This is a genomic window from Ruegeria sp. YTSC325, from assembly GCF_059609525.1.
In genome coordinates, this window is the sequence record NZ_JBXWLY010000011.1 from 114185 (window position 1) to 138349 (window position 24165).

The window sequence follows — 24165 nt, forward strand, 5'->3', positions numbered from 1 at the left end:
GAAGCTTTATGAGCGATAGTGACGGCAAAAAGACATTGGGTCTTCGTGGCGGGGCACGCCCCGGAAATGTGAAACAGAGTTTCAGCCACGGACGCACCAAGAATGTCGTGGTGGAAACCAAACGCAAACGCGTGGTGGTCCCCAAGCCGGGTGCCGGAAAGCCGGGTGGCGGAGCAACGCCCTCGGGCGATCCGTCGCGCCGTCCTGCCGGGATCTCCGACGCCGAAATGGCACGCCGGATGAAGGCGCTGCAGGCCGCCAAGGCGCGCGAGGCCGAAGAGGCCGCCGCCCGCGAGGCTGCTGAAAGAGCGCGTGAAGAAGAACGCGCCCGTCGCCGTGCCGAGCAGGAAGCCAAGGAACGCGAACAGCGCGAGGCCGAAGAGAAAGCCCGCGCCAAGGCCGAAGAGGAAGAGCGCAAGCGCAAAGAGGCAGAAGAAGCTGCCAAACGCGCGGCTGCCGCCCCGGCCCCGGAAGAGCCTAAAGCGGCCCGCAGCCCGGCCAGCAAGCCTGCGCCTGCGGCTGCTCCGCGCAAGCAGGACCGCGAGCGTGATCAGCGTGGTCGTGGCAAAGGCCGCGACGACAACCGCCGTTCGGGCAAGCTGACGCTGGGTCAGGCCACTGGTGGCGAGGGCAACCGCCAACGCTCGATGGCTGCGATGAAGCGCAAGCAAGAGCGCGCGCGTCAGAAAGCCATGGGTGGTTCGGTTGAACGTGAAAAGGTGATCCGCGACGTTCAGTTGCCCGAGGCGATCATGGTCTCGGAACTGGCCAACCGTATGGCCGAGCGTGTGGCTGACGTTGTCAAATCGCTGATGCAGATGGGCATGATGGTCACGCAGAACCAGACCATCGACGCTGACACTGCGGAACTGATCATCGAAGAATTTGGCCACAAGGTCACACGTGTTTCGGACTCAGACGTGGAAGACGTCATCAAAGAGGTCGAAGACAGCGAAGACGATCTGCAGCCGCGTCCGCCGGTCATCACCATCATGGGTCACGTTGACCACGGTAAGACCTCGCTGTTGGACGCAATCCGCGACGCGCGCGTTGTTGCCGGTGAGGCCGGGGGCATCACCCAGCATATCGGCGCCTATCAGGTGAAAACCGAAGGCGGCACCACGCTGACCTTCCTGGACACTCCGGGCCACGCGGCGTTTACGTCGATGCGCTCGCGCGGTGCTCAGGTCACGGATATCGTGGTTCTGGTGGTTGCGGCGGATGACGCCGTGATGCCCCAGACGATCGAGGCGATCAACCACGCCAAAGCGGCCGGCGTGCCGATGATCGTGGCGATCAACAAGGTCGACAAGCCAGATGCGAATCCGGACAAGGTGCGTACCGATCTGCTGCAGCATGAAGTGATCGTCGAGAAAATGTCCGGTGAGGTTCAGGACGTTGAAGTCTCTGCTATCACCGGTCAGGGTCTGGATGAGCTGCTGGAGGCCATCGCGCTGCAATCCGAGATTCTGGAACTGAAAGCCAACCCCGACCGCGCCGCCCAAGGTGCCGTGATCGAGGCGCAGCTGGATGTGGGCCGTGGCCCCGTCGCCACCGTTCTGGTTCAGACCGGCACGCTGCGTCAGGGCGATATCTTCGTTGTGGGTGAGCAATACGGTAAGGTCCGTGCGCTGATCAACGACAAGGGCGACCGCGTGAAGGAAGCTGGCCCCTCGGTTCCGGTCGAGGTGCTGGGTCTGAACGGCACACCCGAAGCGGGCGACGTTTTGAACGTGACCGAGACCGAAGCACAGGCCCGTGAGATCGCCGAATACCGCGAACAGGCCGCCAAGGACAAACGTGCTGCCGCTGGCGCCGCAACGACCCTTGAGCAGCTGATGCAGAAGGCCAAGGAAGACGAGAACGTCAACGAACTGCCAATTCTGATGAAAGCAGACGTTCAGGGCTCGGCTGAGGCCATCGTTCAGGCGATGGAGAAAATCGGCAACGATGAGGTGCGCGTGCGCGTGCTGCATTCGGGCGTTGGTGCGATTACCGAGACTGATGTCGGCCTTGCCGAAGCATCCGGTGCACCTATCCTCGGCTTCAACGTCCGTGCGAACGCCTCGGCGCGGAACACTGCGAACCAGAAGGGTGTGGAAATCCGCTATTACTCGGTGATCTATGACCTCGTGGATGACGTGAAAGCGGCAGCCTCGGGGCTGCTGAGCGCCGAGATCCGCGAAAAGTTCATCGGTTACGCCGAGATCCGCGAAGTCTTCAAGGTCACCGGCGTCGGCAAGGTTGCTGGCTGTCTGGTCACCGAGGGTGTGGCCCGTCGTTCCGCGGGCGTCCGCCTGCTGCGCGACAACGTGGTGATCCACGAAGGCACACTGAAGACGCTCAAGCGCTTCAAAGACGAAGTGGCCGAGGTTCAGTCGGGTCAGGAATGCGGTATGGCGTTCGAAAACTACGACGATATCCGCGCGGGCGACGTGATCGAAATCTTCGAGCGCGAAGAGGTCACGCGGACGCTGGATTGATCCGCTACGGTAAAGAAATCAGAAAACAGCGGTCCTTTGGGACCGCTGTTTTTCTTTTGGGGGTTGCAGCGAAGAAATTCGGGGCTTTCTGGGTACATTTAATGCACTCAAGCAAAGCATCCTTGCTCTTGTTCCAATCAACACTCACCTGAATTCGACAGGGCGAGGCGTAGTTGTCCTAAACATATAGACACTGGATGCCTGGGTCTGATTTGTTACGCGTAAAGACCGAGAACGTGCAACTGCTATCGGCCGGGAAGAGATCGGTTGACGTCTTTGGTTTAATATAACTCGGAGATTCAATTGATGCGTTTTCTTGCGGTATTCCTCTTCTTCATCGCGCTGTCCGTTGGGCCGTCTGCTGCGCACGAACGGTTTGCTTTGGTGATCGGCAATGCCGGTTACACAAGTGTCCCGGCACTTGATAATCCTGTGAACGATGCGCGCCTGATGAGCGATGAGTTACGGCGCGCAGGATTTGAGGTCACGACGCTGACGGATGTGAGCCTTGATGAGATGACGGGTGAAGTTGATACTTTTGCCAGCAAGGTACGTGCGGCGGGTTCCGAGGCGCTGGCTGTATTCTACTTCGCGGGGCACGGCGTACGCAGTGATGGTTTCAACTACCTTCTTCCCCTTGATGTAAACATTCAGTCCGAGGCCGACATTGCAGGCCAAGCTGTTCCGGCAGAATGGGTTCTGGACCGCATTCATACACCACAGGCGGTTAGCGTTATGATTTTGGATGCCTGTCGCGACAATCCATTTGGTGGCCAAGCGGACGTGAATCTGGATGTGGGTGACGGGCTTGCACGTATGACTGCGCGCACCAACAATCTGATCGCGTATGCGACAGGGCCCGGCGAAGTTGCCTTGGACGGGACCGGAACAAACAGCCCTTACACCGCCGCGATTGCGCGTGCCATCAGAACCTCGGGCCGTCCTTTGGAACAGATGTTCGAAGACGTGCGCACGGATGTGATAAGTGAAACGGATGGCATCCAGACCCCTTGGGCACGGTCGTCGTTGAATATAACGATCGGTATGAAAGACCCAACAGCGTCGCAATAGGGAAAACAGCCGTGATCAGCACGTCAGGGCTAGGCAGATAGTTACCGAATTTATCCCAAACCCCGACCGTATCCCTAACGCGGTGCTGCCAAGAACGTTGCCGGATGCATGATGATGTCAAAATGCTGCACCCCATTTTGCAGATCGAAACTGACCGAATGCCCGGCCTTTCGAAGCAACTCGGCATAGTCTCGGCTTTGACGGATGAATTCGGGTGTGTCGCGCTCACCCACGGTCACGCGATAGCGGGGGCCTGGGGCCGGGAGGTGTCGGATGGGCGACAGGTCGTGCACCTCAACTGGTGTCAGTTGTAAGGGTTCGTTCACAGGCGTTAGACTGATCGGTTCCAGATCATAGACGCCGCTGATCAGGATCACGTCGCGCACCCGCAGCCCCGCGAGGGCCAGCGCATCGGCTGAGGTCGCCATGACCATACTCGCCAGTTGCGCCCCTGCACTGTGGCCGGACAGGGTGACTCGTGACGGATCAAACCCCAAGTCAGGCGCGTTGGCGGCTAACCAAAGCAGGGCGTTTCGGCACTCGTCGATCATGTCACCGATCCGCGCATCTGGGGCCAGTGTGTAATTGAGAGTCGCAAAGGAGTACTCGGCTTCAACCAACGCAGGGGCCATCATTGCCGATTCGCGCTGACTTAGGGCTTGCCAATATCCTCCGTGGATGAACACATGCAGTGGCGCACCTGCGCCTTTCGCGGGGAAGAAATCCAGAACCTGTGCGGTACTGTCCCCGTATGAAACGTTGCCGATCACATCCATCTGCGCCCGGTACTGCGCACTGAGCGCGGCGTAACTGTTCAGATAGGGTGTCAAGTCGCCGCCGATCATCGACCGGGGAGAGTATTCCTGATCCAACTCGGCTTGGGTGAAACCTCGGTACAGCATGGGCTACTCCTGATCCGCATACATCAATTCGGTGCGCACATCGTAGAGATCATGAAAGAACCGCAAATCCAAGGCTTTGCGCAGGAAGGACACGCCGCTGGACCCGCCAGTGCCGGGTTGGTTTCCAATTACACGCTCGACCGCGGTGACATGGTCGAAGCGCCAGCGTTGGAACAGCGATTCCACATCCATCAGTTTTTCGGCCAGCGCATACAGATCCCAGTGCTTGTCCGTGTTGCGGAACACTTGCACCCACAGTTTCACAACACGCGGATCACCTGAATAGGGCTGCGCATAGTCGCGGTTCAGCAGGTCATCGGGAACATCAAATCCCTGCCGCGCCATCATCTGCAGCACTTCGTCATAGAGCGAAGGTTTGGTCAGCGCGGCGGTCAGCATCTGCATCACTTCGGGGTCATGTGCGTGCACTTTCAGGGTCGCGGCGTCCTTGTTGCCCAGAATGAACTCGATCTGGCGGTAGCCATAGCTTTGGAACCCCGATGAGCTGCCAAGGGCCTGCCGGAAGGTCATGTAATCGGCCGGGGTCATGGTCAGCAAGGTTTCCCACGCGGCGATCAACTGCCGCTGGATTGCCTTCACCCGGTCAAGGTTTTTCATTGCCGGGCCGAAGTCGTCCTGTTGCAGAAAGTGGCGCACCTCGACCAGTTGGTGGTGCATCAGCTTCAGCCACAACTCGCTGACCTGATGGATGATGATGAAAAGCATCTCATCGGGTTGGGCCGGGTCTTGAAAGGTTTTCTGCAGGTTCAACAGCGTCTTGAGCTGAAGGAAGTCACCATAGCTCTTGCGGTGCGTCTGGGTGAAATCGGTCACAAGGGATGCTTCGATCCCACGTTCCAGATATCTGTCAGTCTTGTCGCTCATGACGCCCCCTTGATGCGGTATTTCGCACCTGTCTAAGGCGTCATTTTGCAACTATCCAGCGCGTCAGGTCCAGTCTAGCACCACCTTGCCCGATTGGCCGGATTTCATCGCGGCGAAGCCGTCGGCAAAGTCGTCGACTTTCATTTGGTGCGTAATCACCCGGCTGACATCCAGACCGTTCTGCAGCATGGCGATCATCTTGTACCAGGTCTCGAACATCTCACGGCCATAGACGCCCTTGATGGTGATCGCTTTGAACACGATGCGCGACCAGTCCACAGGGGATTTGCCGGGCGGAATCCCCAGCAGAGCGATCTTGCCGCCCATCACCAGTGCCTCGACCATCTGGTCCAGCGCGGCTTGCGAACCGGACATTTCCAGGCCCACATCGAACCCCTGCGTCATACCAAGATCCGCGATGACATCTCGCAGGTCTTCCTTCGAGACATCGACGCTGCGCACGGTTGGCACCACATGTTCGGCCAGTTTCAGGCGGTCGGGATTGATATCGGTGATCACCACATGGCGCGCACCGGCATGGCGGGCCACGGCTGCCGCCATTATGCCGATGGGGCCAGCGCCGGTGATCAGAACATCCTCGCCCAGCAAATCAAAGCTGAGCGCGGTGTGAACGGCATTGCCCAACGGATCGAGGATAGCCCCGATCTCATCCGGGATATCATCGGGCAGCGGCACCACGTTAAAGGCGGGCAGTTTCAGGTATTGGGCAAAGGCACCCTGTTCGTTCACGCCAATTCCGCGCGTGCCGGGGTCCAGATGGAACTTGCCCGCGCGGCTTTGGCGACTGTCGTTGGTGATCAGATGCCCCTCGCCCGAGCATCTTTGACCGACTGCCAGACCGGTCACGTTGCGCCCCAATTCCACGATCTCACCGGCGAATTCATGGCCAGTGATCATCGGAACTGGCACCGTGGCCGAGGCCCATTCATCCCAGTTCCAGATATGAATGTCGGTGCCGCAGATGCCAGTCTTGTTGATGCGGATCAGAACTTCATCCGGGCCGATCTCGGGCACCGGGGCCTGCACCATCCACAGGCCCTCTTCAGGTTTGGATTTCTCAAGCGCTTTCATGGTGTTGGGTCGCATCGGATTACTCCCACAAATCGGTCGACAGGTATTTCAACCCGCTGTCACACATCACAATCGCAACGCAGCCGCCCTTTTCCGGGCCGCGCAGCAGCTGGATCGCGCCGGCGAGGTTCGCACCTGCCGAGAAGCCGGCGAAAATGCCTTCGGTCCGGGCCAGTAACCGCGCCCCATCCCGTGCCGCATCGCCAGACACGGAAAGATGCCCGGCCAATGAGATGCCGTTCAGGTGAACCAGATCATCCATTGCGTATCCGCCGCCTTGGATTGGGTGATCGGGGTTGGTGATGGCTTCGCCAGCGATGGCCCGCGCGCCTTCGGGTTCCACGGTGTAGCAGCGCACGCCATGCGGTGCGAGAAAAGCCGCGGCCCCGGCCAGAGTACCGCCAGAGCCCGCAAAATCGCAAAAGGCCGTGACGGTGCCGCCGGATTGCTCCCAGATTTCGGGTCCAGTGCCGGTTGCGTGGGATTTGGGATTGCCGGAATGGCCGAATTGATCGGCCCGGAAGGCGTTACGCTCGGCCGTGATGCGTTGCGCGGCCTCGTCCACCAGCGCCAAATCCGCGCCCGAAACCTCGCCGGGTTTGCTGCCCTCGGCTTGCGGCACGATCACAACTTCTGCCCCAAGGGCGCGCATCATACGCGCCCGCTCGACCGAGTTTCCCGCGCTCATCACCGCAACAAAAGGATGCCCCAGAATACCGCAGACAATCGCCAACCCGGTGCCCATGTTGCCCGAGGTCAGCTCAACGACCGTCTGCCCCGTTGACAGGGTGCCATCTGCGCGGGCCAGTTCGATGATTGACCTTGCGGCGCGGTCCTTTTTCGAGAACCCCGGCAACAGGTAATCCAGCTTGGCCAGAATGCGGCCATCTAGACCTAGGTGCTGACAAACCCGCGACAGGTCTACAAGCGGGGTATTCCCAATCGCGTCGATTACTGAGGGCAGGATCACGAAATCACTCCCAATTCCTTGCCGACCTTGCCAAACGCGGCCAAGGCGCGGTCCAACTCGTCACGGGTCAACGCTGCATTCATCTGGGTTCTGATCCGCGCCTGCCCGCGAGGGACAACCGGGAAGAAAAAGCCCGAGACATAGACGCCCTCGTCAAACAGCCTGTTGGCCATGTCCTGCGCCAGGGTCGCCTCGCCCAGCATCACCGGGATGATCGGGTGTTCGCCGGGCAGCAGGTCAAAGCCCAGTTTTTCCAGACCTTCCCGCCAGTAATTTGCGTTTTCAAACAGCCGGGTACGCAGGTCCGCACCTTCTTCGACAAGGCGAATGGCCTCAATCCCGGCAGCGACGATCGACGGCGGCAGCGAGTTTGAGAACAGATAGGGCCGCGCCCGCTGCCGCAGCAGGTCGATCACTGGCTGCGGCCCGGCGATATAACCGCCGATTGCCCCCCCAAGTGCTTTGCCCAAGGTTCCCGTCAGAATATCCACCTCGACACCGAAATGATCCGGCGTACCCGCCCCGTTTGGCCCCATGAAGCCGGTCGAGTGGCAGTCATCTACCATGACAATGGCGTCGTATTCCTTGGCCAGCCGGGTGATTTCGGGCAGGTTCGCCAGATAGCCGTCCATGGAGAACACGCCGTCGGTGGCAATCATGACATGGCGCGCGCCTTCATTGCGGGCGTGTTTCAGCGTCTCTTCCAGCTCTTTCATGTCATTGTTGGCGTAACGATAGCGTTTCGCCTTGCACAGCCGCACCCCGTCGATGATCGAGGCATGGTTCAAACTGTCCGAGACAATCGCGTCCTCGGGGCCCAGCAGCGGCTCGAACAGCCCGCCATTGGCGTCAAAACAGGCGGCAAACAGGATCGCATCATCCTTGTTGAGGAATTGCGCCAGCTTCTGCTCCAACTCGCGATGAATATCCTGCGTGCCGCAGATAAACCGGACCGAGGCCATGCCGAATCCCTTGGGCTCCATCGCGCCTTTGGCCGCGTCAATCAGGGCCGGGTGATCGGCCAGACCCAGATAGTTGTTGGCGCACAGGTTGATAACCTGCCGCTCGCCCACCGTAATCTCACCGCCCTGAGGCGAGGTGATCATGCGTTCGCGTTTATACAGACCCTCGGATTCGATCTGCGCAAGTGTGTCCGTGATGTGGGACAGGAATGCATCTGCCATGGCGGTCTCCGTTACTGTGAGTCGCACGTCTAACATAACGGAAAAGATTCCCAAATGGGGGAATTGCAATATTTGGGAAAAAAATCCGTGAAGTCGGATTTTCTGAGATCAGGCGTTTTTGACAATCAAAAAGACGCGGGCGGGACCGTCGGCAGCAATCGAATGCGTGACATCCGCCGCGTAGCGGGCGGTATCTCCTTGCTGCAGGTCACGGGTAGCGGTGCCCGAGGTTATGCGCACTGCGCCATTCAGAACGGTCAGCTGTTCCTGCGCGCCCCTTGCATGAGGTTGGCTGTTCAAAGCGCCGTCAGCGTCAAAAGCGATGTCATAAACCTCATGCCCGCCAGCCTCTTCGGGCGGAGATAGAATACGGATACGGCAGTTTTGGCCCATATTGTCGATGCTGGGCACCTCGGCCTTGCGCAGAACTTCGATATGGTCCGAGGTTTGCCCGGCATCCAGCAACCCTGCGAAATCCACCTGCAGCGCGCGGGTCAGGTTCCACAGCGTCGAGATGGTGGGGCTGCTTTCGCCGCGTTCGATCTGGCTGACCATGGATCGGGACACGCCGCTCAGATTGGCCACGGCTTCCAGAGACAGGCCCTTGGCGCGGCGGGCCTCTTTCAGGCGGGCGGGCAGGCGTGTCAGGATATCGTCTGTGTTTTCCGTCATGGCGGAATCTGATGCGCTTTTCGCGATGGGTTGTCAATTCTGCTTGTGACGGGACGTCCCATGGGACAGCCTGACGGCACAGATGCATAGTGCCGCCAAATCCAATTGGGAGAAGAGACATGAAAGATATCGTCATTCTGGATGGGGCCCGCACGGCTGTTGGGACATTTGGCGGGGCGCTGGCCTCGACCGCGCCGATTGACCTGGCGACCGTTGTGACCGAAGCCGCGATGGAGAAGTCGGGTGTTGAGGGGGCTCAGATCGGCAACGTCGTGTTCGGCCATGTGATCAACACCGAGCCGCGCGACATGTACCTGTCGCGTGCGGCGGCGAAACAGGCGGGTATCCCAGTTGAAACCCCCGCGATGAACGTGAACCGTCTGTGTGGTTCGGGAGCGCAGGCGATTGTATCGGCGGTGCAGTCGCTGTTGCTGGGCGATGCCGAATTTGCCGTGGCCGGTGGTGCTGAGAGCATGTCGCGCAGCCCCTACATCCTGCAGCAGGCGCGCTGGGGTGCAAAGATGGGCGATATCAAATCGCTGGACATGATGCTGGGCGCGCTGAACTGCCCCTTTGGCACCGGTCATATGGGTGTCACGGCTGAGAACGTCGCGGATGAGCACCAAGTCACGCGCGAGCAAATGGATGAGTTCGCCCTGACCAGCCAGACCCGCGCCGCTGCTGCGATTGAGGCCGGATATTTCCAAAGCCAGATCACGCCGGTTCAGGTCAAGGTCAAGCGCGACATGGTCGATTTCATGGTCGACGAGCATCCCAAGGCGACCTCGATCGAAGCACTGGCCGGTCTGCGCCCCGCGTTCAAGAAGGATGGTCGGGTGACAGCAGGCAATGCGTCGGGCATCAATGATGGTGCGGCGGCGATGGTTCTGGCCACGGCTGACGCGGCTGAAAAGGCGGGTTTGAAGCCCAGGGCGCGTATTCTGGGGTACGGCCACGCCGGAGTGCGCCCCGAGGTGATGGGCATTGGTCCGGTGCCAGCGGTGCAAAACCTGTTGGCCCGCACTGGTCTGTCGGTCGAAGATTTCGATGTGATCGAAAGCAACGAAGCCTTTGCCTCGCAGGCGCTGGCCGTGAACAAAGAGCTGGGTCTGGACGCTGCCAAGGTGAATCCGAATGGTGGCGCGATTGCGTTGGGTCACCCTGTTGGCGCAACCGGGGCGATCATCACGCTGAAAGCTCTGTACGAGCTGGAGCGGATTGGTGGATCCAAAGGTTTGGTCACCATGTGCATCGGCGGTGGTCAGGGTATCGCCATTGCCTTTGAGCGTCTCTGAGTTGAGATGTTGGTGGGGGGCTGTCTGCCCCCCATCGCGCCTTTGGCACGATTCCCCCCGAAGATATTTTTAGCCAGATGAAGAGGCGGATCAGGTCTAGCTGAGCGCCGTTAGGATCAGGACAAGACCCGCGCCTGCGGCTGCGCCGAGGGTTACGGGCAGTGCGACAGACCACAGGCGTGAACCTTTAGGCTCGTCTTTCTGGGTTTGCGCGATCAGCGCGTTTTCGACCAGAGCGGGTAGACGGGGGCCGAAACGAGCCAAGACCATTGCGGTTTTGCCGAAATCGCGCAGGGCCGCGCGCGGGCCAATGGATTTCTTGATGTAATCCTCGACCACGGGGCGGGCGACTTCCCAGATATTGATATGCGGGTCCAGTGACCGCGCGACGCCTTCAACCACAACCATTGTGCGTTGCAGAAGGATCAGCTCGGTCCGGGTTTCCATACCGAAGCGTTCGGTCACTTCGAACAGGTAATTCAGCAGGCGGCCCATCGAGATATGGGTGGCATCCATGCCGAAGATGGGTTCTCCTACAGCGCGCAGGGCGCGGGCGAATTCGTCGACGTCCTGGTTGGCGGGGACATAGCCGGCCTCGAAATGCACCTCGGCCACGCGCTTATAGTCGCGGCGAATGAAGCCAAAGAGGATCTCTGCGTATACCCGGCGGGTGTATTCGTCGATGTGGCCCATGATGCCGTAATCATAGGCGATGATATCCCCATTGGCGGCGACCTTGAGGTTGCCCTGGTGCATATCGGCGTGAAAAAAGCCATCGCGCAGCGCGTGCAGCAGGAACAGGCGCAGTACACGCTCGCCCAGATCGCGGCGGTTGTGGCTGGCTGCATCCAGCGCGTCATTGTCGCCCAGAGCAATGCCGTCGGCCCAGCTGAGTGTCATCACCCGGCGCGCGGACAGGGACCACACCACCGGCGGCAACCAGAAGCCTTCGTCATCCTTGGTGTTGGCGGCGTATTCCGAGGCTGCGGCACTTTCAAGGCGCAGGTCCAGTTCACCGCGCACGACGCCGTCGAAATGTTCGACCACCTCCATCGGGCGCAGGCGGCGGGCACCGGGGGCGCAGAGCTGTACGATGCGGGCGGCGAAATAGAACGCATCCACATCCTTGCGGAAAGCACGCTCGATGCTGGGGCGCAGGACTTTGACGGCGACGTCTTCACCGGTGCTGGACAGTTTCGCCTTGTGGACCTGCGCGATTGAGGCGGCGGCGATCGGGTCGCTGAAATCGTCGAAGATCTCGGATACGGGCTGGCCCAGTTCCTTTTCGACCTCGGCCATGGCTTCGGCCTGGGAAAAAGGCGGCAGCTTGTCTTGCAGAACCCGCAGCTGTTCCGCCAGTTCGTTCCCGACAACATCGGGACGGGTCGAAAGCACCTGACCGAATTTGATATAGGCCGGACCCAGCGCCGTCAGGGCACGGGTGGCGGGCGGCATGTCCGGATCGCCCTTGTATCCCAGCCATTGAAACGGCTTGCCCAGAGCGTGGGCCACAAAGCGCAGCGCGCGTGGAGCTTCGAAAGCGTCCAGAACCACGTTCATGGCGCCCGTGCGCTCTAGCGTGGCGCCTGTGCGGATCAGGCGAATGATGTTGTGAGGACCCCGCATTTAGATTTTCCAGCCGGAATGAAGCGCGGCGATGCCCATGCTGAGATTGCGGTATTTGGCGTTTTCGAACCCGGCGATGCGAACCATGTTCAGGAACGTCTCCTGATCAGGAAATTTGCGGATCGATTCCACCAGATACTGATAGCTGTCGTAATCATTGGCGATCAGCTTGCCCATGCGCGGGATGACGTTGAAGCTGTAGAGATCATAGAGCTTTTGCAGCCCGTCATTGGGCAGTTGGCTGAATTCCAGCACCATCAAGCGGCCGCCGGGCTTCAGCACGCGATAGGCTTCGTTCAACGCCTCTTGCGGGCGGGTCACATTCCGGATGCCGAACGAGATCGTGTAGACGTCAAAGGTGTTATCCTCGAAGGGCAGGGACATCGCGTCGCCCACCACCCAGTTGAGGCTGTCAGACATCTGATCAGCCTCGGCGCGCTGGCGGCCTTCGACCAGCATCGGCTCGGTCAGGTCCAGAACGGTGGCGTGGCCGTGGCCCGCGCGTTTGAGAAAGCGAAACGAGATGTCTCCGGTACCACCTGCCACGTCCAGCAGCCGTTGACCGGGGCGCGGGGCCAGCCAGTCCATCATCGCGTCTTTCCAGACCCTGTGGATGCCCATCGACATGACATCATTCATCACGTCGTATTTCGACGCGACCGAGTTGAAAACGCCCTGCACGCGGCCCGCTTTTTCCGCCTCGGGCACGGTTTCGAATCCAAAATGAGTGGTTTTGTCGTTGGAGTCGGACATGTAAGACGCCTTTGTCTGTGTTGCTCATCCTTATAGGCCGCGCGGCGGGGAAGACAATCGCGCGAAAAGGTAGCAGGTGCACGGAACCATCCGGCGTGCCACATATTTTCCTTAGTCGCGGTGTAAGATGCAGATAGTTTTAGAAGAAGTTAGATTCAAATGTCGAATTATTCGAGTTTAGTGGCCGTATCAGGCGTGGTCCTGTCATTTGCCTTTATTATCTGGCGCGTTCGTGCCGTTTTTCAAACTTTTATGCGATTCCATCGGGCGAAAGGGTTCGGTGACAAGATGGACGCCGCAGCACGTCATTTCCCCAAGGATATATTGGAAGAATCAATGCTGCGCGCCGGCAGCGAAAGACCTGCACAACGCTCTCTGACCCGCATGACATTTCGCACGACGCCGGGCGTTATCGTTGTTACGATTTTGGTGTTGGCCGTTTTGTTCTTTATCGGGTTCATCAGGCCCGAGCTGGCTCCGAACGAGATCTTCATCCCCGTCAAGGATGCTGAAACTGCGGTGCTGATCAAGCTGGGACTTGTTGGGTTGGTGATCTACACATTGATCTATCATCTGGCCAATTCAACTTCGATCGATGGGGCCGAGCTGACGACCATGAGTCCGCTGTTTCAGCGTCGGACCTATGACCTGAATAAGCTCTGCCAGATCAGATTGAGGCACAATGGGAACTACGTGCTGCGTTTTTCAGATGGGAAGACAGCGCGTATTCTGAAATATGTTACCGGACATGATGAAATGGTGCAGGCGCTGGAACAAGCGCTGGCAGCAAATCAGGAGAGCACATGCCGGAACTTCCCGAAGTCGAAACGGTCCGCCGTGGGCTGAGCCCCGCGATGGAAGGCGTGGTGATCGTACGGGCGGACGTGAACCGCCCAGACCTGCGCTGGCCTTTTCCGGATCGAATGGCCGAACGCTTGACAGGCCAGCGCGTGGACAGGTTGCGGCGGCGTTCAAAGTACATTCTGGCTGATCTTGGAAGTGGCGAAACCCTGTTGATCCATCTTGGCATGTCCGGGCGTATGACAGTTTCCGGAGACCCGCTTGGACAATTTGTTCACGATCATCCCATGCCGGAAAAGCACGATCATGTTGTATTTCACATGGCCAATGGCGCACGGGTGACATTTAATGACCCGCGCCGGTTCGGTGCGATGGATCTGCTGCCCACTGCAACGGCCGAGGACCACAAGTTGCTATCGGTTCTGGGGCCGGAACCCTTGGGCAATGACTTCCACGAACAGCACTTGGTTGATGCGTTCAAAGGCAAAAACACGCCGGTCAAATCAGCGCTTTTGGATCAGGGAATCGTTGCCGGATTGGGGAATATCTACGTGTGTGAGGCGCTTTATCGCGCCGGTGTGTCGCCACGTCGCAAAGCCGGGCAGATTTCGGTGCACCGAGTTGCGGCCCTTGTTCCGATCATTCGGCAGGTTCTGCAAGACGCTATCCGGGCCGGGGGGTCATCCTTGCGCGATTTCCGTCAAGCTGATGGAGAACTTGGATATTTTCAGCACAGCTTTGACGTTTATGGCCGCGAAGGCGAACCCTGCCGCACCGAAGGTTGCGGTGCTGCCATAAAAAGAATCACTCAGTCCGGTCGCTCATCCTTCTATTGCGCGCAATGCCAAAGATAACTTGATCCAGCTTTTGCGCGTGATAATGAATCGTATCTGAACGGAACAACCGGAAGCTTACACCTCATGGCTTTTGAGACGATCATCGTCGAAATCGAAGACCACGTCGCGCTTGTGAAACTCAACAGGCCGGACGCAATGAATGCGTTGAACAGCCAGTTGATTGCTGAATTGTGCGAAGCGCTGGAAGACGCCGACAAGAATGACAAGGTGCGCTGCATCGTCATTACGGGCTCGGACAAGGCTTTTGCCGCTGGCGCGGACATCAAGGAAATGTCCGAGATGAGTTTTGTGGACGTCTACACCACGAACCTTTTCGCGGATATCAACGACCGGGTCAGTGACATCCGCAAGCCTGTAATCGCGGCTGTTGCGGGCTATGCGCTGGGTGGCGGTTGCGAATTGGCGATGATCTGCGATTTCATCATCGCGGCAGATACCGCAAAGTTCGGGCAGCCCGAAATCAATCTTGGCGTTATTGCGGGCCTTGGCGGCAGCCAGCGCCTGACCCGCTTTGTGGGCAAGTCCAAGTCGATGGATATGAACCTAACCGGCCGCTTCATGGACGCAGAAGAGGCAGAGCGTGCCGGGCTTGTCAGCCGCGTCGTGCCCGCCAAAAAACTGTTGGAAGAGGCAATGGCCGCAGCCCAAAAGATCGCCGAGAAATCGCAGCTGAGCGCGATTGCCGCGAAAGAGGCAGTGAACCGCAGCTACGAAGTGTCGCTAAGCGAAGGGTTGTTGTTTGAACGCCGTGTCTTTCACTCGATGTTCGCCACGGAAGACCAGAAAGAGGGAATGGCAGCCTTTCTGGAAAAGCGCGCGGCGCAGTTCCGCGACAAGTAAGCCATCAAGGTGGGGAAAGGCGGGCGTATGCCCGCCTGTTTCATACCTGCTGTGCGCGGCCAAAATCTGCTTGGCAAACCCCTGCAACTTGGATAGTACACGCCGCTATACATGCGCGTGCGGCCCGCTTGGCCCGACTCACACTCGTGATTTCTGATCCGGTGCGGATTTTCCGTGGCGCGCTTTCGATAAAACCGTACCGAACAAAGGTCAGAGACACATGGCTAACTCGCCCCAGGCAAAGAAACGCGCACGTCAGAACGAAAAGCGTTTCGCAATCAACAAAGCACGTCGTTCGCGCATCCGCACTTATCTGCGCAAGGTTGAAGAAGCGATCGCATCCGGCGACAAAGATGCGGCAACCGCAGCTCTGCGCGCTGCCCAGCCCGAACTGATGCGCGGCGTCACCAAAGGCGTTTTCCACAAAAACACCGCATCGCGTAAAATGTCGCGTCTGTCGGCCCGCGTCAAAGCGCTTGGCTGAGTCGCGATTTGATCTTCAGTGACCCTAGGTCACGTAAGAAAGACTGAACTATTTAAGGGGCGTCGCGCAGTGCGGCGCCCTTTGTGCTGTTGCCAGAATACCGCGTCCTCACGAAACCGAGAGATTCTTTCGCGCTCAGACCCGAGTCAATATCAGAGTTTCGTTGAAGCGACCGCCGACCTCTTGTTACCACTGATTCAGCGATTCACTCGCTTGGGGGGACAGGCTGTTTCTTTGGTCAGACTGACGGGCATCAGGATGATCTGGAGGCGAATGTTGGTAACTCGGGGACAACCGATTTGCTGATCTGCTGTGGGACTTGGCACGGCCAGGATTCCAGCCCTGTCGAAAATTGAGATTGCGTTGCGCAACCTGAAAAAGGGATGCCCTGCTGTGGGGCATCTGATCGTCTGGTTATGCACGCCGTCAAGGACGAAAGCACCGAATCTATTTGATTCGGTGGGTGGGAGACCTTTGTCCGAGTGAACGCGCATACCGGGGGACCGGACATAGAAATAAGGCCGACAGGCCAATAAAGAATGGGATGCGTGAGGCGCTGAATGACACAAGAGAAATGGGGACTACTGCAAAACAAACTGCTCAAGGCGATCGGAAAGAACAATTACACCACATGGATTGAACCTCTGCAGTTCCAAGAGGTCCAGGACGGTGTCGCTGTTTTCTCGGTGCCGACCAATTTCATGGGCAATTACGTGAGCCAGAATTTTGCAGATCTCATCCTGTATGAGATGAACACTGCGGGAGAAACCGTCCAGCGACTGGCCTTTCGGGTTGCCGCCAATTCGACCGCACGGCCCGCGAATGTTGCTGAAACTAATTCGGTAGAGATCGCACAAACACCGGAACCTCGAATGTCCGTGGGATCAAGCGAGGCGCTGGAATCACTGCAAGCGGCGCCTTTGGACGCCCGGTTCACCTTTGACAGCTTCGTGGTCGGTAAACCCAACGAGTTGGCGCATGCTGCGGCGCGCCGTGTCTCGGAAGGTGGGCCTGTAACTTTCAACCCGCTGGTTCTGTATGGCGGTGTCGGTCTGGGTAAGACGCACCTGATGCATGCGATTGCATGGGAACTGAAAACCAAACGCCCCGAGTTGAATGTTCTGTACCTGTCGGCGGAACAGTTCATGTACCGGTTCGTACAGGCGCTGCGTGAACGTCGAATGATGGATTTCAAACATCTGTTCCGTTCCGTCGATGTGCTCATGGTCGATGACGTTCAGTTCATCGCGGGCAAGGATTCCACGCAGGAGGAGTTCTTTCACACCTTCAATGCGTTGGTGGATCAGAACAAACAGATCATTATCTCTGCCGACCGCGCTCCGGGTGAGATCAAGGATCTGGAAGACCGCGTGAAGTCGCGTTTGCAATGTGGTCTGGTCGTTGACCTGCACCCCACCGACTATGAGCTGCGTCTGGGCATTTTGCAGAACAAGGTTCAGCATTACAGCACCACCTATCCCGATCTGCAGATCGCTGATGGCGTGCTGGAGTTTCTGGCCCACCGTATCTCGACCAATGTGCGGGTGCTTGAAGGCGCGCTGACTCGTCTGTTTGCCTTTGCCTCGCTCGTAGGGCGTGAGATCGACATGGAGCTGACGCAGGATTGCCTGGCCGACGTACTGCGCGCGTCCGAGCGCAAGATCACCGTCGAGGAAATTCAGCGTAAGGTTTCGGATTACTACAATATCCGTCTGAGCGATATTATTGGCCCCAAACGCCTGCGGTCTTATGCTCGTCCGCGTCAGGTCGCGATGTATCTTTGTAAACAGCTGACCAGCCGGTCTCTGCCTGAGATTGGTCGTCGCTTTGGCGGGCGTGACCACACCACCGTTATGCATGGTGTGAAACGCATCGAAGAGCTGAAAACCACCGACGGCCAGATCGCCGAAGACGTGGAAATGCTGCGCCGGTCACTCGAAGCGTAGGTTGCATCTGCTTGAACATCAAAACGCCCCGGATCCTCACGCCCGGGGCGTTTTCTTGTGCGAAAATCTCCACGGTCGGCCATGAACTGTGCCCACGTGGCCACGCGGCCCTTGACGCCTTGGGCAATCCGACTCAGAAATCCATAAAAAATCCTTGTGCCTCAGGGTGGAACCGCTAACGTGCCAGTCCCGCCCATTTCGGCACGCAAGTCAGAGGAATTGAGGGTATGAAGATCAGCATCGAACGCGGCACCCTTCTCAAGGCCGTTTCTCAGGCCCAATCCGTTGTGGAACGTCGCAACACCATTCCTATCCTTGCCAACGTGCTGATCGAGGCCGAAGGCGATCAAGCCATGTTCCGCGCCACCGATCTGGATATCGAGGTGGTCGATAAGGCTCCCGCACAGGTCGAACGGGCGGGTGCGACCACCGTGGCCGCTACCACCTTGCATGAAATCGTGCGCAAGCTGCCCGATGGGGCTTTGGTGACGCTGACCGCCGACAGTGCGGCGGGCCGTCTGACGGTTGAGGCAGGGCGGTCGAACTTCTCGCTGGCGACGCTGCCGAAAGAGGATTTTCCGGTGATGGCGTCCTCGGAGTATCAGTCGAACTTTACAGCCTCGGCTGCACTGCTGCGTCGGCTGTTCGACAAGTCGAAATTCGCGATCTCGACCGAAGAGACGCGCTATTATCTAAACGGCGTCTATATGCATGTGGCCGATGGGTCCGAGGGCGGCAAAGTGCTGCGCTGCGTGGCCACGGATGGGCACCGTCTGGCGCGCATCGACGCGGATCTGCCCGACGGCGCGGCAGATATGCCGGGCGTGATCGTGCCCCGCAAAACCGTGGGTGAGCTGCGCAAGCTGCTGGACGATGACGAGATGGATATCGCCGTGTCGGTCAGCGAAACCAAAGTGCGCTTTGCCACGCCCGATATCACGCTGACTTCCAAGGTGATCGACGGCACCTTCCCCGACTACACCCGCGTTATTCCGCAGGGCAACACCCGCCAGCTGGAAGTGGATGCCGCCGAGTTCGCTCAGGCTGTGGACCGGGTCGCGACCGTCTCTTCCGAACGCTCGCGCGCGGTGAAGTTGCAGTTGGATGCGGATAAACTGATTTTGTCAGTCAATGCGCCCGATAGCGGTGCGGCTGAGGAAGAACTGGCCGTGGCTTATGGCGATGAGCGGCTGGAGATCGGGTTCAACGCGAAATACCTGCTGGAGATTGCGTCTCAGGTGGATCGTGAAAATGCGGTGTTCCTGTTCAATTCGGCCGGTGATCCAACCCTGATGCGCGAGGGCAATGACCAAAGCGCGGTTTATGTGGTCATGCCGATGCGCGTCTGATCGCGCTGGCGCGCGATGCCTCCGGCGGAGGTATTTTTGAACAGAAGAAGGGAGGGGTCATGGGATTGGCCCTGACCGAGCTTACGGTCTCGCATTTTCGGTCTCATAAGCTGGCGCGTTTGTCTCTGGATGGGCGGCCGGTGGCGGTCCATGGGCCGAACGGGGCCGGGAAGACCAACATTCTGGAATCGGTGTCTCTGTTCTCGCCCGGTCGCGGCATGCGTCGGGCCAGTGCGGCTGAGATGACCCGCCGCCCCGAGGCGCTGGGGTGGAAACTGTTAGGCCTGCTGAACGCGCAGGGGCAGAATTACGAGATCGAGACATGGTCCGAAGGCGGCGCCGCGCGGCAGGTTCGGATTGATGGCAAGGCGGCCAGTCAGATTGATCTGGGCAAGCTGGCGCGGGTGGTCTGGCTGATCCCGTCGATGGACCGGCTGTGGATCGAAGGGGCCGAGGGGCGGCGACGGTTTCTGGACCGTATCGCGCTGAGTTTTGATCCCGCCCATGCCGAGGCTTCACTGACCTATGAAAAGGCAATGCGCGAACGCAACCGCCTGCTGAAAGAACAGGTGCGCGATGCCCATTGGTATGCCGCGTTGGAAGGGCAGATGGCCGAGACCGGGCACCGCATCCACGCGGCGCGTCTGGCGGCCTTGGATCACTTGCGCGCGGCGCAGGATCAGGCCGAAACCGCGTTTCCGTCCGCTGATCTGGAGCTGGTTCAGTCCGAAGGCGCGATGCCGGACACAGTCGAGGACCTGCGCGAGGCGCTGAATGAAAGCCGGTTTCGCGATCTGGCGGCAGGCCGGACCTTGCTGGGGCCGCATCGGTCGGACCTGTACGGTGTGTTCGCAGCCAAGGGTGTTCCCGCCAAAGACTGCTCGACCGGAGAGCAAAAGGCGTTGTTGGTGTCCCTGATTCTGTCGAATGCGCGGGCACTGGCGGGGATGGTGGGCGCTCCGCCGATTGTGTTGCTGGATGAGGTGGCCGCCCATCTGGATGCCGGACGGCGGGCCGCGCTTTATGATGAGATTTGCGCGCTGGGTGCTCAGGCCTGGATGACGGGCACCGGGCCTGAGCTGTTTTGCGAATTAGGGGACCGGGCCCAGACGCTGATCGTCACTGACAGCGGCGAGGGCTCGGTCATCGCTTAGGCGGGTTCGCTGACTTTACGTTCCCACAGGAAGCCGCGCATCACCTCGTCGACGGGGGTATGGGCCATGTGGTTGACGTAGTTCGACATGGTTTTCTGGGCCAGACCCAGCACCACGTCCAGAACCGCGCGATGCGAATAGCCCGCGTCAAAGAAGGCCTGAAGCTGTTCTTCGGTCGGATTGCCGCGGCTTTCCATCACTTGCAGGGTGAAGGTGCGCAGCGCCTCAAGCTTGGGTGAGGGCAAGGGTGTTTCGTTGCGCAGAGCCTCGGTGATGTCGTCCGAGATTTTCATCATCTTGGCGATTCCGGTATGGGCGGGCACGCAGTAGTGGCATTCGTTTGCAACGTTGATGGTCTGCCAGACGACGGTCTTTTCGTCATTGTCGAAATCGGTCTGCAGGAACAGGCCATGCAGAAGCTGATAGGCTTCAAGGTGCTGCGGGCTTTCGGCCATGACTTTGTGAAGGCCGGGCAGGCGTCCAAATGCGGCTTGCGACTTTTCCAGCAGCGGTTTGGACCCTTCGGGGGCGGATTCGAGGTCATGAGAGGGGAAGTTTGCCATGTCAAAGCTCCTGTTTCTGGCGATGTGAATCACATTTAGGCTTTCTTGAGCGATCACTCAAGTATATATTTGAGCGGACGCTCAAGAATTGGTGACTGCAATGCCCCGCAAACCTTCATATGACCGCGATGCTCTGATTGCGCAGGCTCGGGACTTGTTCTGGCAGCAAGGCTGGGCGGGAACTTCGTTGAAGGATCTCGAAAGCGCGCTGAATCTGAAGCCCGGCAGTTTCTATGCGGCGTTTGGCTCCAAGGACGCTCTTTATGCGCTGACACTGGAGCGGTACGCGCAGGACGGCGTGGCGCGTCTGATGGCGATGGCGGATGAAATGGGTCCGCTGCGGGCGCTGAAGGCGCAACCCCATGTGGTGATCGACGAGCGCGAGATGCCCGCGCGGGCCTGTATGCTGGCCAAAACCTATGCCGAGCTGCAATCCAAAGGACATGATCTGGCCGATAAGGCCGGGTGCCACATGGCCGATATGAAGGCGAGTTTCGCCACTCTCTTTCGGCGCGCGCAACAGGCCGGAGAGATCGGGCCAGACCATGACCCTGACCGTCTTGCCGCGCGCTATCAGTCGGACATTCTGGGCCTGCGTTTGTCGGCCGAACGCAGGGATGTTAATGCGGCTGAAATTGCCGAGGACATAGCTGCAGATCTGGATCGGCTTTGATTAGCTGAAAACAACCCGTGACAGCACAAAATGTTGGGGGATGGCGTGACATTCCCCACCAGAAAACGTATAAGTTACCAAAATAATATAGGTACTAACCGCATGTCCGAAGACGCACAGGCACCACAGGAATATGGTGCTGATTCTATCAAGGTTCTCAAAGGCTTAGAGGCTGTCCGCAAACGTCCCGGTATGTATATCGGTGATACGGATGATGGCTCGGGTCTGCACCACATGGTGTATGAGGTCGTGGACAACGGAATTGATGAGGCGCTGGCCGGTCACGCCGACCATGTGACCGTGAAAATCCACGCCGATTCCAGTGTCTCGGTCAGCGATAACGGGCGCGGTATTCCGGTGGATATCCACCCCGAAGAGGGTGTGTCCGCCGCCGAGGTCATCATGACCCAGCTGCACGCGGGCGGTAAGTTCGACAGCAACTCGTACAAGGTGTCGGGCGGTCTGCACGGCGTGGGTGTTTCGGTTGTGAACGCCCTTTCAGATTGGCTGGAACTGCGCGTCTGGCGCAATGGCAAGGAGCACGTTGCGCGCTTTGAAGGTGGCGAGACGGCGGAACACCTGAAGGTGGTTCAGGAGTGCGGCGACCGGACCGGGACCGAGGTGCGGTTTCTGGCCTCGACCGACACGTTCTCGAACCTCGAATATTCGTTCGATACGCTGGAAAAGCGCCTGCGCGAGCTGGCCTTCCTGAACTCGGGCGTGCGGATTATTCTGATCGACGAGCGCCCGGCTGAGCGGCTGGAGACCGAACTGTTCTATGAGGGTGGTGTTAAGGAATTCGTCAAATACCTCGATCGTTCGAAGACGCCCGCGATGCCCGAACCGATTTACATCAAGGGTGAGCGCGACGATATCGGCGTGGAAATCGCCATGTGGTGGAATGACAGCTATCATGAGACGGTGCTGCCCTTCACCAACAACATCCCGCAGCGCGATGGCGGCACGCACGTGGCCGGTTTCCGGGGCGCGCTGACCCGGACCATCAACAATTATGCGCAGTCCAGCGGGATCGCGAAAAAGGAAAAGGTCAGCTTTACCGGCGATGATGCGCGCGAAGGTCTGACTTGTGTGTTATCGGTCAAAGTGCCCGACCCGAAATTCTCATCCCAGACCAAGGACAAGCTGGTGTCGTCCGAAGTGCGCCCGGCGGTCGAAGGCCTGATGAACGAAAAGCTGGCCGAGTGGTTCGAGGAAAACCCGAACGAGGCCAAAGGGATCGTCGGCAAGATCATCGAGGCTGCGCTGGCCCGTGAGGCGGCGCGCAAAGCCCGTGAACTGACCCGTCGTAAGACGGCGATGGATGTGAACTATCTGGCCGGGAAGCTGAAAGACTGTTCCGAGAAAGACCCGTCCAAGACCGAAGTGTTTCTGGTCGAGGGGGACTCGGCCGGTGGGTCTGCGCAGACGGGACGGGATCGTTTGACGCAGGCGGTTCTACCGCTGCGCGGGAAAATTCTGAACGTCGAACGCGCGCGGTTTGACCGGATGCTGTCCTCTCAAGAGATCGGCAATCTGGTGATGGCGCTTGGCACCGGCATTGGCCGTGATGAGTTCAATATCGAAAAGCTGCGCTACCACAAGATCGTCATCATGACCGACGCCGATGTGGACGGCGCGCACATTCGGACTCTGCTGCTGACATTCTTCTATCGGCAGATGCCGGAGCTGATCGAAGGTGGATACCTTTATATCGCGCAGCCACCGCTCTATAAAGTTTCGCGTGGGAAGTCAGAGGTTTATCTGAAAGACCAAGCGGCGTTGGACGACTACCTGATCAATCAGGGTGTCGAGGGCGCAGTGCTGAAACTGGGCTCGGGCGAGGAAATCATCGGCCAAGACCTGACCCGCGTGGTGGACGAGGCGCGCCAGTTGAAACGCGTTTTGGACGCTTTCCCGACGCATTACCCGCGCCACATACTGGAACAGGCCGCTGTTGCGGGGGCCTTTGTGCCGGGTGCGGTCGATGCCGACCTGCAAGGCGTTGCCGACAAGGTCGCCGCCCGTCTCGACCTGATCGCGCTAGAATATGAACGCGGCTGGCAGGGCCGGATCACACAGGATCACGGCATTCGTCTGGCCCGCATCCTGCGCGGCGTGGAAGAGGTCCGCACTCTGGACGGCCCCATGCTACGCTCGGGCGAGGCCCGCAAAACCGGCAGCTTCACCCAAAGCCTGCAAGAGGTCTACAACACCCCCGCCACGCTGGTGCGCCGCGACCGGATGCAGGCGATCCACGGCCCGCTGGACCTGCTGCGCGCCATTCTGGAAGAGGGTGAAAAGGGCCTGTCGCTACAACGTTACAAAGGTCTGGGCGAGATGAACCCTGATCAGCTGTGGGAAACAACGCTCGACCCGGATGCGCGTACCCTATTGCAAGTGCGTGTGGATGACATGGTTGAAGCGGATGATCTGTTCACCAAACTGATGGGCGATGTGGTCGAACCGCGCCGCGAATTCATCCAGCAAAATGCCCTGAGCGTGGAAAATCTGGATTTCTAAAGCTTTTGTAGGGACGCGCACAAACCTTCACGCACCTCATAAGTT

At 58.9% G+C, this 24165-nt stretch carries 21 protein-coding genes; 12 read left to right on the plus strand and 9 right to left on the minus strand.

The genetic code is table 11. The features are described from left to right. Positions 1–8: 8 nt before the first annotated feature. Complete coding sequence (gene infB, locus AC2FF7_RS16075; RefSeq protein ID WP_170353757.1) at positions 9–2483, plus strand: translation initiation factor IF-2; 2475 nt, start codon at positions 9–11, stop codon at positions 2481–2483. A gap of 306 nt (positions 2484–2789) precedes the next feature. Continuing rightward, positions 2790–3554 (plus strand): caspase family protein, encoded by a 765-nt coding sequence (locus AC2FF7_RS16080; RefSeq protein WP_496905939.1) that lies wholly within the window; start codon positions 2790–2792, stop codon positions 3552–3554. Positions 3555–3628: 74 nt separating this feature from the next. Here the strand turns inward: AC2FF7_RS16080 and AC2FF7_RS16085 are convergent, their stop codons facing one another. The 6 genes from AC2FF7_RS16085 to AC2FF7_RS16110 form a co-directional block, all read right to left on the minus strand. Next, positions 3629–4456: an alpha/beta hydrolase gene (locus AC2FF7_RS16085; protein ID WP_480868687.1), complete on the minus strand. Its 828-nt coding sequence runs from the start codon at positions 4454–4456 to the stop codon at positions 3629–3631. 3 nt (positions 4457–4459) lie between these two features. Further along, positions 4460–5341, minus strand: coding sequence for a tryptophan 2,3-dioxygenase (locus tag AC2FF7_RS16090; RefSeq protein WP_170353754.1), 882 nt, complete (start codon positions 5339–5341; stop codon positions 4460–4462). A gap of 63 nt (positions 5342–5404) precedes the next feature. After that, entirely contained in the window at positions 5405–6433 is a 1029-nt protein-coding gene (gene tdh / locus AC2FF7_RS16095; protein WP_496905950.1) for an L-threonine 3-dehydrogenase, read from the minus strand. Between the two features lie 19 nt (positions 6434–6452). Next, positions 6453–7403, minus strand: a complete 951-nt coding sequence (locus AC2FF7_RS16100; protein ID WP_480868685.1) for a PLP-dependent cysteine synthase family protein — start codon at positions 7401–7403, stop codon at positions 6453–6455. Continuing rightward, positions 7400–8587, minus strand: a complete 1188-nt coding sequence (locus tag AC2FF7_RS16105; protein WP_496905940.1) for a glycine C-acetyltransferase — start codon at positions 8585–8587, stop codon at positions 7400–7402. Before AC2FF7_RS16105 ends, AC2FF7_RS16100 begins: the two co-directional genes overlap by 4 nt. A 108-nt stretch (positions 8588–8695) precedes the next feature. Continuing rightward, on the minus strand, positions 8696–9259 hold the full coding sequence (locus AC2FF7_RS16110) for a helix-turn-helix domain-containing protein (protein WP_480868681.1): 564 nt from the start codon (positions 9257–9259) through the stop codon (positions 8696–8698). 119 nt (positions 9260–9378) lie between these two features. Here AC2FF7_RS16110 and AC2FF7_RS16115 point away from each other — a divergent pair, with 119 nt between their 5' ends. Beyond that, entirely contained in the window at positions 9379–10554 is a 1176-nt protein-coding gene (locus AC2FF7_RS16115) for an acetyl-CoA C-acyltransferase family protein (protein WP_480868680.1), read from the plus strand. A gap of 96 nt (positions 10555–10650) precedes the next feature. On the opposite strand, the gene ubiB is transcribed toward AC2FF7_RS16115, so the two are convergent. After that, complete coding sequence (gene ubiB, locus AC2FF7_RS16120) at positions 10651–12180, minus strand: 2-polyprenylphenol 6-hydroxylase (RefSeq protein WP_496905941.1); 1530 nt, start codon at positions 12178–12180, stop codon at positions 10651–10653. Next, positions 12181–12933 carry a bifunctional demethylmenaquinone methyltransferase/2-methoxy-6-polyprenyl-1,4-benzoquinol methylase UbiE gene (gene ubiE / locus AC2FF7_RS16125; protein WP_170353748.1) on the minus strand — a complete coding sequence of 251 codons (753 nt, stop codon included), beginning with the start codon at positions 12931–12933 and terminating at the stop codon, positions 12181–12183. A gap of 288 nt (positions 12934–13221) precedes the next feature. Between ubiE and AC2FF7_RS16130 the strand changes: the two genes are divergently transcribed. The 7 genes from AC2FF7_RS16130 to recF all read left to right on the plus strand — a co-directional run bounded on the left by AC2FF7_RS16130 (position 13222) and on the right by recF (position 20364). After that, a complete protein-coding gene (locus tag AC2FF7_RS16130; RefSeq protein WP_496905942.1) occupies positions 13222–13779 on the plus strand; it encodes a hypothetical protein in 558 nt (185 codons plus the stop codon). Beyond that, positions 13737–14588 (plus strand): bifunctional DNA-formamidopyrimidine glycosylase/DNA-(apurinic or apyrimidinic site) lyase, encoded by an 852-nt coding sequence (mutM, locus tag AC2FF7_RS16135; RefSeq protein ID WP_480868675.1) that lies wholly within the window; start codon positions 13737–13739, stop codon positions 14586–14588. Before AC2FF7_RS16130 ends, mutM begins: the two co-directional genes overlap by 43 nt. 66 nt (positions 14589–14654) lie before the next feature. After that, complete coding sequence (gene acuK / locus AC2FF7_RS16140) at positions 14655–15431, plus strand: acryloyl-CoA hydratase (protein WP_170353745.1); 777 nt, start codon at positions 14655–14657, stop codon at positions 15429–15431. 220 nt (positions 15432–15651) lie between these two features. After that, positions 15652–15915 carry a 30S ribosomal protein S20 gene (rpsT, locus tag AC2FF7_RS16145; RefSeq protein WP_170351928.1) on the plus strand — a complete coding sequence of 88 codons (264 nt, stop codon included), beginning with the start codon at positions 15652–15654 and terminating at the stop codon, positions 15913–15915. A gap of 560 nt (positions 15916–16475) precedes the next feature. Then, positions 16476–17861 carry a chromosomal replication initiator protein DnaA gene (gene dnaA / locus AC2FF7_RS16150; protein WP_170353743.1) on the plus strand — a complete coding sequence of 462 codons (1386 nt, stop codon included), beginning with the start codon at positions 16476–16478 and terminating at the stop codon, positions 17859–17861. Between the two features lie 227 nt (positions 17862–18088). Beyond that, positions 18089–19210, plus strand: a complete 1122-nt coding sequence (dnaN, locus tag AC2FF7_RS16155; RefSeq protein ID WP_170755398.1) for a DNA polymerase III subunit beta — start codon at positions 18089–18091, stop codon at positions 19208–19210. A gap of 59 nt (positions 19211–19269) precedes the next feature. Further along, complete coding sequence (gene recF, locus AC2FF7_RS16160; RefSeq protein ID WP_496905943.1) at positions 19270–20364, plus strand: DNA replication/repair protein RecF; 1095 nt, start codon at positions 19270–19272, stop codon at positions 20362–20364. Here the strand turns inward: recF and AC2FF7_RS16165 are convergent. Beyond that, complete coding sequence (locus AC2FF7_RS16165) at positions 20361–20927, minus strand: carboxymuconolactone decarboxylase family protein (protein ID WP_170353740.1); 567 nt, start codon at positions 20925–20927, stop codon at positions 20361–20363. The genes recF and AC2FF7_RS16165 overlap by 4 nt on opposite strands. 100 nt (positions 20928–21027) lie before the next feature. Here AC2FF7_RS16165 and AC2FF7_RS16170 point away from each other — a divergent pair, with 100 nt between their 5' ends. Further along, positions 21028–21600: a TetR/AcrR family transcriptional regulator gene (locus AC2FF7_RS16170; RefSeq protein ID WP_480868672.1), complete on the plus strand. Its 573-nt coding sequence runs from the start codon at positions 21028–21030 to the stop codon at positions 21598–21600. Between the two features lie 102 nt (positions 21601–21702). Next, positions 21703–24120, plus strand: coding sequence for a DNA topoisomerase (ATP-hydrolyzing) subunit B (gyrB, locus tag AC2FF7_RS16175; RefSeq protein ID WP_170353738.1), 2418 nt, complete (start codon positions 21703–21705; stop codon positions 24118–24120). The last annotated feature ends 45 nt before the right edge of the window (positions 24121–24165 follow it).

Coding starts and splice junctions, on each gene's coding strand:
- AC2FF7_RS16130 (WP_496905942.1), top strand. CDS start 13,222: ATGGACGCCGCAGCACGTCATTTCCCCAAGGATATATTGGAAGAATCA.
- infB (WP_170353757.1), top strand. CDS start 9: ATGAGCGATAGTGACGGCAAAAAGACATTGGGTCTTCGTGGCGGGGCA.
- AC2FF7_RS16115 (WP_480868680.1), top strand. CDS start 9,379: ATGAAAGATATCGTCATTCTGGATGGGGCCCGCACGGCTGTTGGGACA.
- AC2FF7_RS16090 (WP_170353754.1), bottom strand. CDS start 5,341: ATGAGCGACAAGACTGACAGATATCTGGAACGTGGGATCGAAGCATCC.
- AC2FF7_RS16165 (WP_170353740.1), bottom strand. CDS start 20,927: ATGGCAAACTTCCCCTCTCATGACCTCGAATCCGCCCCCGAAGGGTCC.
- AC2FF7_RS16080 (WP_496905939.1), top strand. CDS start 2,790: ATGCGTTTTCTTGCGGTATTCCTCTTCTTCATCGCGCTGTCCGTTGGG.
- recF (WP_496905943.1), top strand. CDS start 19,270: ATGGGATTGGCCCTGACCGAGCTTACGGTCTCGCATTTTCGGTCTCAT.
- AC2FF7_RS16110 (WP_480868681.1), bottom strand. CDS start 9,259: ATGACGGAAAACACAGACGATATCCTGACACGCCTGCCCGCCCGCCTG.
- rpsT (WP_170351928.1), top strand. CDS start 15,652: ATGGCTAACTCGCCCCAGGCAAAGAAACGCGCACGTCAGAACGAAAAG.
- dnaN (WP_170755398.1), top strand. CDS start 18,089: ATGAAGATCAGCATCGAACGCGGCACCCTTCTCAAGGCCGTTTCTCAG.
- dnaA (WP_170353743.1), top strand. CDS start 16,476: ATGACACAAGAGAAATGGGGACTACTGCAAAACAAACTGCTCAAGGCG.
- acuK (WP_170353745.1), top strand. CDS start 14,655: ATGGCTTTTGAGACGATCATCGTCGAAATCGAAGACCACGTCGCGCTT.
- ubiE (WP_170353748.1), bottom strand. CDS start 12,933: ATGTCCGACTCCAACGACAAAACCACTCATTTTGGATTCGAAACCGTG.
- tdh (WP_496905950.1), bottom strand. CDS start 6,433: ATGAAAGCGCTTGAGAAATCCAAACCTGAAGAGGGCCTGTGGATGGTG.
- ubiB (WP_496905941.1), bottom strand. CDS start 12,180: ATGCGGGGTCCTCACAACATCATTCGCCTGATCCGCACAGGCGCCACG.
- AC2FF7_RS16170 (WP_480868672.1), top strand. CDS start 21,028: ATGCCCCGCAAACCTTCATATGACCGCGATGCTCTGATTGCGCAGGCT.
- gyrB (WP_170353738.1), top strand. CDS start 21,703: ATGTCCGAAGACGCACAGGCACCACAGGAATATGGTGCTGATTCTATC.
- mutM (WP_480868675.1), top strand. CDS start 13,737: ATGCCGGAACTTCCCGAAGTCGAAACGGTCCGCCGTGGGCTGAGCCCC.
- AC2FF7_RS16105 (WP_496905940.1), bottom strand. CDS start 8,587: ATGGCAGATGCATTCCTGTCCCACATCACGGACACACTTGCGCAGATC.
- AC2FF7_RS16085 (WP_480868687.1), bottom strand. CDS start 4,456: ATGCTGTACCGAGGTTTCACCCAAGCCGAGTTGGATCAGGAATACTCT.